This window comes from Nostoc sp. TCL26-01 (genome assembly GCF_013393945.1).
GTDB lineage: Bacteria > Cyanobacteriota > Cyanobacteriia > Cyanobacteriales > Nostocaceae > Trichormus.
Window position 1 is genome coordinate 446,187 of sequence record NZ_CP040297.1, and the last position, 10,221, is coordinate 456,407.

The window sequence follows — 10,221 nt, forward strand, 5'->3', positions numbered from 1 at the left end:
TTATCGCTCAACTTGCGGTAGTATGTGCTGCTAGATGAGATTGAAATCTGGCAGGTTTGATTGAGAATATGAGGACAGCTAAACACAATGATGAAGACACGGAAATTTTCCTGGGCAAAGTTTAAAAAACACAAACTGTTTGCTTTAGGATTAGCAATTTGTGCTTGTCTATTAATCATTCCTATGCTGCATTTGCCAGCTTGGGGAACGACATCTAAAACGAAGATTCAATTTGTTTCACCTAATTGGGTAGCAGAAAATGCCAAAGATCAAAATCTCAGGATTTTGGATGTCCGAAATTTACCGTTAGACTACATAGATGGACACCTACCTGGAGCGGTGAATATTGCTGATATCGCCTTTCGTGGCCCTAGAGAAGGTCTACCAGTACAATATTGGGACAATCAAAAATTAGGGCAAATATTTGCCAATTCAGGAGTTGCAAATAATAGCCGTGTCCTTGTCTACTCCGATGGCAGAGATGTCTTAGGGGCAACGATGGTAGCTTATTTGCTAGAACGTTCTGGAGTGCAAGACATAGCTGTACTGGATGGTGGCTACAAAGGGTACGAAGGAGCATCCCAAACAGTAACTAAGGAATTTCCCAAGTATAAGATAAGTAGGTTTACAGTTAGGGATAATCCGACTGTGCGTGTCTCATTAAGTGAAGTAAGAAAACTGATTGGTCAAAAAGGTGTAACATTCATCGACCCTAGACCAGCAGATTTATTCCAAGGTAAGGAAAATCTTTGGGTACGGAATGGACATATTCCTGGTGCGCGAAATATCCCTTGGCCTACTTTTACAGATGCTCAAAATCCTCACAAGCTCAAATCTTTGGATGACATCAAGAAAATCCTAGCTGACAAGAAAATTACTCCAGCTGATGACATCATTGTTAGTTGCAGTACAGGACGAGAAGCTACTCTACAATACGTAGTGTTAAAGCATTTGTTGGGCTATCCCAAAGTTCGTATTTACGAAGGTGCTTGGACTGAGTACAGCACTCAATTAGACCTACCTGTTGCTACTGGCCCAGAAAAGGTGAGCTAATAATTAGCACCGAAAATTGTCTTTTGAATATAGAGGATCATGATGATGAAGTTAGCAATGGTATTTTTTGCTGTAATACTAACTACTTGTGGCGTAGTAGATACACTACAAACCAGTCAAGCTACTAAAAATTCAGAGCAAGATAGTTTGGTTGCTTGTAGACGGAGTAAAGACGGTCAAACAACAGACACAGAACAAGACAGTTCTAGAGCTTAATTGATGAGAGCAAGACAGAAATTTAGACTGTGAAAATAATTAATAGGTCGTGTTCACCAAGATATTTACTAATAATTGATGAGCAGTTTAAATCCGTACCTATTTTCTACCCAACACTTAAACAAGAGGTGTTGGGTTTTGCTACTTAACTTAACTTTGTTTATTACCATTAGACTGTGTCTTCTGTTCTATGTGCCAAATTAATTGAGGTCAAAACTTGAGGCGGGGAATGCTAATATACTAAAAGTCGATAGACTTACAATTGTTTTTATAGTATATTTTGTTACCAATATATTATTTATGTCTGAAAAATATCGCTTTGAAACCTTGCAAGTCCATGCGGGACAAGAGCCAGCAACAGGAACTAATGCTCGTGCTGTACCGATTTATCAAACAACATCATACGTGTTTGATGATGCAGAACATGGAGCGCGATTGTTTGCTCTGCAAGAGTTTGGCAACATTTACACACGGATCATGAATCCGACAACGGATGTGTTTGAAAAGCGAATTGCTGCGCTGGAAGGGGGTGTGGCAGCATTAGCCACTTCTAGTGGTCAGGCTGCACAGTTCTTAGCTCTAAGTACGATCGCCCAAGCGGGAGATAATATTGTTTCTACCAGTTTTTTATATGGTGGCACTTATAACCAATTCAAGGTTTCCCTACCACGATTAGGGATAAATGTCAAATTTATTGCAGGAGACGAAGTAGAAAATTTCCGTCAGGCGATCGACGATCGCACAAAAGCATTATATGTAGAAACCATTGGCAATCCCCAATTCAACATTCCCGACTTTGCAGCTTTAGCGCACGTTGCTCACGAACATGGCATTCCCCTAATTGTTGATAATACCTTTGGGGCTGGTGGGTATTTGGCTCGACCAATTGAACATGGTGCAGATATTGTAGTTGAGTCTGCAACTAAATGGATTGGTGGTCACGGCACTTCTATTGGGGGCGTAATTGTCGATTCTGGTAAATTTGACTGGGGTAGTGGCAAATTTCCCGTCTTTACTGAACCATCCCCCGGTTATCATGGGCTGAATTTTCAAGAAGTATTTGGTGTAGGTAGTCCTTTTGGAAATATTGCCTTCATTATCCGCGCCAGAGTAGAAGGATTGAGGGATTTCGGCCCTTCATTGAGTCCCTTTAACGCCTTTTTGTTATTGCAAGGATTAGAGACTCTTTCTCTGCGTGTAGACCGCCATGTGAGCAATGCTTTAGAATTAGCCCAATGGCTAGAACAGCAAACACAAGTAGCATGGGTAAATTATCCAGGACTACCCCATCACCCTTATCATGAGCGAGCCAAAAAATATCTCAGACACGGATTTGGCGGAGTCTTAAATTTTGGTGTCAAAGGTGGACTAGAAGCAGGTAAAGCTTTCATTAATCATGTTAAATTAGCTAGTCACCTAGCAAACGTTGGTGATGCAAAAACCCTTGTCATACATCCTGCATCCACCACCCATCAACAGCTAAGTGAAACAGAACAACTTGCTGCCGGTGTGACACCTGATTTGGTGCGTGTATCAGTAGGTATTGAACACATCGAGGATATCAAAGAAGATTTTGAGCAAGCATTTCAATATATTAGTCAATAGTCAATAGTCAATGGTCAATAGTCAATAGTCAGTAGTCAATAATCATTGTTTCCTGTTCCCTATTCCCTGTTCCCTGTTCCCTGTTCTCTGCTCTAGATGAATTATCAGCACTTGATTTCACCACAAACTCAGTATTATCATTTGCCGATGCCATTTGGGTTAGAAGGAGGCGAAGTTTTAACTGGGGTTCAGGTCGCTTATCGGACTTGGGGAAAATTAAACTTAGAAGGTGACAATGCAGTACTAATTTGTCATGCTTTAACGGGTTCAGCCGATGCAGATGATTGGTGGGCAGATTTATTAGGTGCAAACAAAGCCTTGGATAGCGATCGCAATTTTATTGTATGCAGCAATATTTTGGGCAGTTGTTATGGCACGACAGGAGCAACTAGCATCAATCCCCTTTCCAAAATGCCTTATGGTGCATCATTTCCAGCGATTACTATTCGAGACATGGTTCACCTACAAGCTGCATTGGTTAAGTACTTGGGAATTAAATCTTTACAGCTAGTAATTGGTGGATCTCTCGGGGGAATGCAAGTACTAGAGTGGGCATTATTATATCCAGAAATCGTGCAAGCGATCGCACCCATCGCCACTTCCGGTAGACATTCAGCTTGGTGTATTGGGTTGAGTGAGGCTCAAAGACAGGCTATCTATGCCGATCCTCATTGGTGTGATGGTAACTATACACCAGACAAGCCACCAAATCAAGGATTAGCTGTAGCGCGGATGATGGCGATGAGTGCTTATCGTTCTTGGCAGAGCTTTACAGAACAGTTTGGGCGACAGTATGATGCTGGTAGTGATAGGTTTGCGATCGCCAGCTACTTGCAATATCAAGGTCAAAAGCTAGTCCAGAGATTTGATGCCAATACATACATCACTCTCACCAAGGCGATGGATAGTCATGATATAGCTCAAGGTCGAGACTATCAATCTGTTCTCTACAGCATTAAACAACCTGCTTTAGTTGTTGCTATTGATTCTGACATTCTTTATCCACCAATAGAACAACAAGAACTAGCAGATGCCATTCCTCATGGTCAACTAGGTTTGCTCAAATCAATTTACGGTCACGATGCTTTTTTAATTGATATAGAAGCCCTGAATGAACTATTAATTAACTTTAGTTGATACTCTTTCTCATTATTTAACTTGCGCTCGGTTATCAATTCTAATACTTGCTGGCAAAACCTGGATCAACTTCTTCAACTAATCTACGATCGCAAAGGCGTTAACTGCGCTATTGTAGGTCTTGATTCTTTCTAGGGCAGCTTTGGTGACTGCAACTGGTGATAATTGGCGCGGTATAGCGATAACAATTTAGAAGCAGAAAAATCAGCAATGTCTGACATATTTCGGTTTGAATAGATTTAGTGAAACTACGACTTAGTTAAGCAGTTTGGAGTAGGTTGCTAATTGTCAGACGTAATAACAGCGATCGCAAAGCCGTCATATCCTTTATTGCCTACAGTCTGCATGGCTGTTGCACTAACACGTGGTTCAGAGGCGAGTAACTCATAAAAACGACGTACTCCTTGAACACTGGTATCATCGCTATTCGCCTCAATGACAGATCCATTGCGTACAACGTTATCAGCAATAATCAGGCTGCCCCGCCGGGAAAGCTTTAACGCCCATGCAAAATATTCTGGGTTGCTTGGCTTGTCTGCATCAATGAAAATCAGATCAAATTTGTATCCCTCGTTAGCTAGTTGCGGCAGTGTATCTACTGCCCGGCCAACGCGCACCTCGACAAGATGAGCCAGATCAGCGCGTTTTATATTCTCGCTGGCAACTTCGGCGTGCTTGGGATTTGACTCTAGGGTGATCAAATGACCGTCAACAGGCAATGCTCTGGCTAACCAAATTGTACTGTAGCCGCCTAAAGTACCAATCTCCAAAATAGTGCGTGCTTTATGGATTAAGGCTAATAGCATGAGCAGTTTACCTTGGTTCGGCGAAACATTATGTGGTGGTAAACCAGCCGCATCACTAGCCTGAAGCGCAGCATCTAATACATCGTCAGAATGTATAAGCAAATCAGTGATGTAACGATCAACTTCTATCCATAGTTCTTGAGTCATAATTCTTCATTTAGTAACAGTCATTTCTACATTAAAATACGGTAACTTTATCAGCTTACAGTAGTTTATCAGAGAACTCACTAAAATCAGCGAATTAGTTAAAAGCTGAATATAGGTAAAATCAGGCTTTCTATGCAAATCAGAACTGTTGGTATTTTTTAGTCTCTGAATTCTTACAGGAATACTTCTAGTTGTTGGCAAATCTTGCTAGTATTTCTTCACGCGATAATTGTAAGCACAAAGGCGTAAATTCTTCCGGTGATAACTGTAGCAAACTATCAACAACTCTCGCTAGTTCTTCATCCACAGCACCAAATCTGAACCTGAGCAAATTTTCTACAACTTGGCGTTGTCCTTCTAATCTTGCTTGTTGTTTAGTGGTTTCTTCCCATTGTTGATAAGCTTGTGATAAATTCATAATTAACTCCCGTTCATCCTCAGTTAAATTATCTTCCTGCTGAATTAAAACAATACGCCAGTTGGCAATTAACTTTAAAGTGTTTTGTCGCAATGAATTACTTTTTGGTAGTGCAAGTAATTCTGATATAGCCTGACGTTGCGTTTCTCCTCTACCCAAAATCCTCAACCATAATGTTTCTGCTGTCACTGGTAGCTCATTAACAGCTACTATCGCTCCTCTGAAACCTTTTTGGAAAAAATAAACTCCACTTGGCCAATTATCTAAATCTAGTTTAAACTCGAAATTCGCCAATAGCGTTTCTGAGACGCTAGGCGATATGATCCAAAGCCTCGCTAAACTATCTTCGCTTAATCTTGTTTTTTTTCGTTTAGCTTTGCGTTGTGCGTTTGCTATGACAGCAAATAACTTGAGAAAACAATTGCGTATTTCTGATGAACTAGGTTGGTTACGAAATGGCTCTAACAAAGCAGTATTCATCAGGGCAATTCTGCCCAACAATCCTAAGTTTGGGTTTTGAACTAGCGATGCTGGTGTAAATAGTATATCGACAAATCTTGTTTCATCCCTAACTTCCTGATTAGTTCTTACCTCTCCTAACGGAGCAAGTAACTCCTCCAAAAACTGTTTTGCAAATTGATCGTGCGGTTTTGTCGTCATATTTTAAGTGCTAACAGTGTTGGATTATACTATTATCGCTATATGTTTGCCTGACATAATTGTTAATAATTGCAGCTTAAGAGGCATACAGCAATAAATCCAGCCAGGAAAGCTAGGACAAATCGAGGAATTCTGTTTTTTGGATCATGGAATAGCTTGATTTGTGGCAATGATTTGTGATAGTTTTCTGTATAAAATACGATAATCCTATCGAGTTACAGTAGTTTTTGTTAAAGAACTCATCAATATCAGCACATTAGTGAAAATGTTTTATGCCAATACAAACAGTTGGTATTTTAAGTCCGGGTGATATGGGACAAGCGATCGCCTCTGTTCTCAATCAACATGAATTGAAAACTATCGCCGCCCTAGAAAATCGCAGTCTCAGAACTCGACAATTAGCAGCCGCAGCCAATATCGAAGATGTGGGTTCCCTCACACAACTGGTAATTGAATCTGATGTGGTGTTGTCGGTTTTAGTCCCAGCCGCCGCCGCAGAAGTAGCAAAGCAAGTAGCTGAAGTAATAGATAATGTGGGGAAACCGATTCTTTATGTTGATGCGAATGCGATCGCACCCCAAAAGGTCAAGCGTATTGCCCACCTCATCGAATCAGTGGGAGGAACATTTGTAGATGCTGCAATTATCGGCCCACCTCCGAGAGTTCCCGGACGTACTCGCATCTATGCTTCTGGAAAGCAAGCCAGTGAATTTCAACAACTAGGAAATTATGGATTAGATATTAGAGTAATTGGTGATGAAATCGGTCAAGCTTCGGGATTGAAAATGTCCTACGCCGCCTTAACTAAAGGATTAACAGCCATTGGCACAGAATTACTCATTGCTGCTCATCGTTTAGGTTTAGATGAGGAACTATGGCAGGAAGTATCTCATAGCCAACCAGAACTAGCTGCTATACTCACTCGTTCTATTCCATCTATGACACCAAAAGCACATCGTTGGATTGGAGAAATGGAAGAAATTGCCGAAACTTTTCAAGAGTTAGGTCTGACTGAGCGCATTTTTTACGGAGCAGCCGATGTTTATCGCCTAGTGAATGATACATCTTTAGGTCAGGAAACACCAGAAGAGTCTAACCGCGATCGCCTGTTGAGTGAAGTTATTACTACTCTGGCTGACGAAATTGCAGACGAGTGAACTTGATGCTTTTGCTGTTATTTAATTTGAATATGAAATTGAAAAAATTAATATTTTCAACATAGGTAAATCATTATGAGCTTAGACCTAAAACTATCAGGTAAAACAGCAATTGTTACAGGTGGAAGTGCAGGTATTGGATTATCCACTGCCAAAGCTTTATATAGTGAAGGTGTGAATGTAGTTATTGCTGCTCGTAATCAAGAAAGGCTAGATCAAGCAGTAGCTGATATCCAATCTTCACCGACTCCTGGTGCTAAAGTGATTGCCGTCAGTGCTAATTTGACTCAAGCAGAAAGTATCAATCAAATTGTCTCTACAACCTTGGCACAATTTGGTCAAATTGATATCTTAATTAACAATGCCGGTTCAGCCCGTGCAGGTGCTTTTTTGGAATTGGATGATGATGCCTTTTTGGATGCGTGGAATCTCAAGTTGTTAGGCTACATTCGCTTAGTGAGAGCAGTTGTACCTCATCAAAAAAATCGGCGCGATGGACGAATTGTCAACATTATTGGTGGCGCAGGACGCACACCCCGTCCGTCCTTCCTCCCTGGTGGTACAACCAATGCTGCTTTACTGAACTTTACGCGAGGAATTTCCCAAGAGTTAGCCCAGCATAATATTCGTATTAACGCTATTTCACCAGGTCTAATACCAATTCACAAAAATCCTGATACATATAGCTTACTCGTTGGGTATTGTCCGCCCACCGTTAAAACGGTGGTCTCATAGCTTAAGTCCATTAAAATGGACTCTGATATTCAGTCCTCTTGAGAGGACTTTAGCTATGAGACAGGGATTTACAATCCCTGACGGACTGACGGACTCACGTATTTGTATCATTATTAAAGTGAAATGGTATAACAGCTACAGAACGTGCTAAACGGCTAGCAGAGCAAAATGCTCACATCCGTGGTGTGAGTGTAGAGGAAATCAAAGCAGAATCGGTAAAAGCCATACCTTTGGGAAAAATCGTCAAGCCAGAAGAGATTGCGTCACTGGCTTTATTTTTAGTTTCTGATCTGGCCTCTTCAATTACTGGAGCAGAAATTCTGGTTGATGGTGGTAGTACTCCTGGAGTTTAGACTGTATCCCCAACAAAGTTTCTTTACATCTTGCACTAGGCAATTTTCACGCCTGGTGCTTTTTAGTTGCTTATTCCATAAAATCATTTTATCAATTTAAAAACAAAGAGTGTTTGCTCTTATCTGAGTTCAAGCATAATATTAGCTCATGAATCTCATCAGCTTACTTGCTGGAGAAAAAATTACATCTTAATTAATAGCGATCGCTTCAATTATTTTAACACATAATTGAGCTAAATTTTTGCGGAGGAATACTCATGACTTGGTTAATTGGTACAATAATTCTTGGCATATCTGCGGCTTTTGCGACAACATTTGATGACAATTTATATCTGACAGCTTTTTTCGGTAAAGTCAACCATGCTTTTCGTCCTAGACATATTATCATTGGCGAATTTGTGGGATTTACAATATTAGTAATGGCTAGCCTTCCTGGTTTCTTCGGTGGTTTAGTTCTTCCAGAAGCATGGATTGGATTGCTAGGACTACTTCCCATTATCATTGGGGTCAGTCATTTAATCAGTCGAAAACAAGAAGAAGATACTGTACAAGATATATCAGTTAAACTGAGCCATAGAGCGAATCCCCAGCGTCGGAAAAAATCTTTAATAGCCACACTCAAAGACCCACAGACATATCGTGTTTCTGCCGTAACTATTGCCAATGGGGGAAATAATATTGGCATTTATGTGCCATTATTTGCTAGTAGCAATGTTCCTAGTTTAGCAGTAATATTATGTGTTTGTTATGCAGCAATTGGACTGTGGTGTTTTGTTTCCTACAACTTGACTCGAAATCCTGTCATGGCTACTGTCATGACGCGCTACGGTCGAAAAATATTTCCTTTTATCCTAATTTACTTAGGATTATCTATCATTATCAAAAGTGGAACTTATGAACTTTTTCCTAGTGTAGCAATGCTGTTTAAGTAAATCATTCTTAGTAGATGCAAGCTAAAATTAAACAAATGAAAAATTTCCCTATTGCTTTAATGACTTTAATTCTTTTAATTAATTTAGTAGTTTCTGCTCCGTCTTGGGCTGATCAAACACAGTTAAATTTCAGTTCTGATTATTTCATCGGGCAAAAAGTTACTTGGCTGTATAAAGCTCGTGCTGACTCTGAGAAGATCCAAAGGATTCCTGCTCAAGTTGTCAAATTAGGCTCTAAGCAAATACAGATTAAAGTACAGAATAAGAAAAATGAATTTATTAATCGTTGGGTAAGTAGAGACAGATTGGAAGTTGACAAAAGTGAGAATTTTTTGCAGAAATCTTGAAGAAGAATTCAGAATACCCTACGGGATCTTGCTACAAGAGTCATGCTGATACCATTTCACGTTAATTATGATACACATAAATCATGTAGAGACGTTGCTATGCAACGTCTCTACTGTTTTTTGTGACCAATGGGGTCGAACTCTTAAGAAAACGTATGTTTTTTTCGCTCTACTTCAGCAGCTTTAATTCCCTGTGACAACACCGTACTTCCGACTTTTTTAAGTATATTTACAGTTTTTGGGAAAAATTTAATTAAAAATTTATGCTTGTATTTGATTAATTAAGTGTATTCTTGTATGAATCAAAATATATATGACACTTGCTATTATTCTTAACACTTAATTAAATCTGAAAGAGATGAGCCAGAATTTTGCAGTTCAAGGACTTGTGATAGCGATCGCCTTCAGTAGCCAAACCCCAGTATTTTGGCTACTGACTTCCAAAAACCTCCCATGAATGCAATATTCACTAAACCGCTTCAGTTTCTTGACTGAGTCCCAAAGTAATTGCCATATCAAATTTTGGATTTTGACCAATCGCTATTCCCTCATAGTCTGCTTTAGGTGTGTTTCCTGTGTTTTTGGTGTATGAGCGATCGTCCATCACCCTTCATTATTACCTAATTAACTCCCCTTGTAACCTAAAAAAGCAACA

The 10,221-nt window shown here is 40.0% G+C and carries 12 protein-coding genes; 9 read left to right on the plus strand and 3 right to left on the minus strand.

Going from position 1 to position 10,221, the window contains the following annotated elements:
* The first annotated feature begins 87 nt into the window (after positions 1-87).
* The 4 genes from FD725_RS01855 (at position 88) to metX (ending at position 4,011) form a co-directional block, all read left to right on the plus strand.
* A complete protein-coding gene (locus FD725_RS01855; RefSeq protein WP_179046569.1) occupies positions 88-1,053 on the plus strand; it encodes a sulfurtransferase in 966 nt (321 codons plus the stop codon).
* Positions 1,054-1,092: 39 nt separating this feature from the next.
* Positions 1,093-1,269 carry a hypothetical protein gene (locus tag FD725_RS01860; protein WP_179046570.1) on the plus strand — a complete coding sequence of 59 codons (177 nt, stop codon included), beginning with the start codon at positions 1,093-1,095 and terminating at the stop codon, positions 1,267-1,269.
* A gap of 300 nt (positions 1,270-1,569) precedes the next feature.
* A complete protein-coding gene (locus FD725_RS01865) occupies positions 1,570-2,874 on the plus strand; it encodes an O-acetylhomoserine aminocarboxypropyltransferase/cysteine synthase family protein (RefSeq protein ID WP_179046571.1) in 1,305 nt (434 codons plus the stop codon).
* Positions 2,875-2,970: 96 nt separating this feature from the next.
* Complete coding sequence (gene metX, locus FD725_RS01870; RefSeq protein WP_179046572.1) at positions 2,971-4,011, plus strand: homoserine O-acetyltransferase; 1,041 nt, start codon at positions 2,971-2,973, stop codon at positions 4,009-4,011.
* A 281-nt stretch (positions 4,012-4,292) separates the two neighbouring features.
* Here metX and FD725_RS01875 read toward each other — a convergent pair whose 3' ends face one another.
* Together FD725_RS01875 and FD725_RS01880 are read right to left on the minus strand one after the other, a co-directional pair.
* A complete protein-coding gene (locus FD725_RS01875) occupies positions 4,293-4,964 on the minus strand; it encodes an O-methyltransferase (RefSeq protein ID WP_179046573.1) in 672 nt (223 codons plus the stop codon).
* 187 nt (positions 4,965-5,151) lie between these two features.
* The gene (locus FD725_RS01880) at positions 5,152-6,042 is read right to left on the minus strand and encodes a hypothetical protein (protein ID WP_179046574.1); all 891 of its coding nucleotides are present in this window, start codon (positions 6,040-6,042) and stop codon (positions 5,152-5,154) included.
* Between the two features lie 272 nt (positions 6,043-6,314).
* Here FD725_RS01880 and FD725_RS01885 point away from each other — a divergent pair, with 272 nt between their 5' ends.
* From FD725_RS01885 to FD725_RS01905, 5 genes are all read left to right on the plus strand, one after another.
* Complete coding sequence (locus tag FD725_RS01885; protein ID WP_179046575.1) at positions 6,315-7,199, plus strand: NAD(P)-dependent oxidoreductase; 885 nt, start codon at positions 6,315-6,317, stop codon at positions 7,197-7,199.
* A 75-nt stretch (positions 7,200-7,274) separates the two neighbouring features.
* Positions 7,275-7,934, plus strand: coding sequence for an SDR family NAD(P)-dependent oxidoreductase (locus FD725_RS01890; protein WP_179046576.1), 660 nt, complete (start codon positions 7,275-7,277; stop codon positions 7,932-7,934).
* A gap of 185 nt (positions 7,935-8,119) precedes the next feature.
* Positions 8,120-8,287, plus strand: coding sequence for an SDR family oxidoreductase (locus FD725_RS01895; RefSeq protein WP_306296890.1), 168 nt, complete (start codon positions 8,120-8,122; stop codon positions 8,285-8,287).
* Positions 8,288-8,544: 257 nt separating this feature from the next.
* Positions 8,545-9,219: a cadmium resistance transporter gene (locus FD725_RS01900; protein WP_179046577.1), complete on the plus strand. Its 675-nt coding sequence runs from the start codon at positions 8,545-8,547 to the stop codon at positions 9,217-9,219.
* 14 nt (positions 9,220-9,233) lie between these two features.
* Positions 9,234-9,566 carry a hypothetical protein gene (locus FD725_RS01905; protein ID WP_256871829.1) on the plus strand — a complete coding sequence of 111 codons (333 nt, stop codon included), beginning with the start codon at positions 9,234-9,236 and terminating at the stop codon, positions 9,564-9,566.
* A gap of 469 nt (positions 9,567-10,035) precedes the next feature.
* On the opposite strand, the gene FD725_RS32265 is transcribed toward FD725_RS01905, so the two are convergent.
* Complete coding sequence (locus tag FD725_RS32265) at positions 10,036-10,170, minus strand: hypothetical protein (protein ID WP_256871830.1); 135 nt, start codon at positions 10,168-10,170, stop codon at positions 10,036-10,038.
* Between the last annotated feature and the right edge of the window lie 51 nt (positions 10,171-10,221).

What these genes read in the sequence shown, in the direction of transcription:
- FD725_RS01900 (WP_179046577.1), top strand. Translation starts at nt 8,545, where the DNA reads ATGACTTGGTTAATTGGTACAATAATTCTTGGCATATCTGCGGCTTTT.
- FD725_RS01855 (WP_179046569.1), top strand. Translation starts at nt 88, where the DNA reads ATGATGAAGACACGGAAATTTTCCTGGGCAAAGTTTAAAAAACACAAA.
- metX (WP_179046572.1), top strand. Translation starts at nt 2,971, where the DNA reads ATGAATTATCAGCACTTGATTTCACCACAAACTCAGTATTATCATTTG.
- FD725_RS01860 (WP_179046570.1), top strand. Translation starts at nt 1,093, where the DNA reads ATGATGATGAAGTTAGCAATGGTATTTTTTGCTGTAATACTAACTACT.
- FD725_RS01890 (WP_179046576.1), top strand. Translation starts at nt 7,275, where the DNA reads ATGAGCTTAGACCTAAAACTATCAGGTAAAACAGCAATTGTTACAGGT.
- FD725_RS01905 (WP_256871829.1), top strand. Translation starts at nt 9,234, where the DNA reads ATGCAAGCTAAAATTAAACAAATGAAAAATTTCCCTATTGCTTTAATG.
- FD725_RS01865 (WP_179046571.1), top strand. Translation starts at nt 1,570, where the DNA reads ATGTCTGAAAAATATCGCTTTGAAACCTTGCAAGTCCATGCGGGACAA.
- FD725_RS01880 (WP_179046574.1), bottom strand. Translation starts at nt 6,042, where the DNA reads ATGACGACAAAACCGCACGATCAATTTGCAAAACAGTTTTTGGAGGAG.
- FD725_RS01875 (WP_179046573.1), bottom strand. Translation starts at nt 4,964, where the DNA reads ATGACTCAAGAACTATGGATAGAAGTTGATCGTTACATCACTGATTTG.
- FD725_RS01885 (WP_179046575.1), top strand. Translation starts at nt 6,315, where the DNA reads ATGCCAATACAAACAGTTGGTATTTTAAGTCCGGGTGATATGGGACAA.
- FD725_RS32265 (WP_256871830.1), bottom strand. Translation starts at nt 10,170, where the DNA reads ATGGACGATCGCTCATACACCAAAAACACAGGAAACACACCTAAAGCA.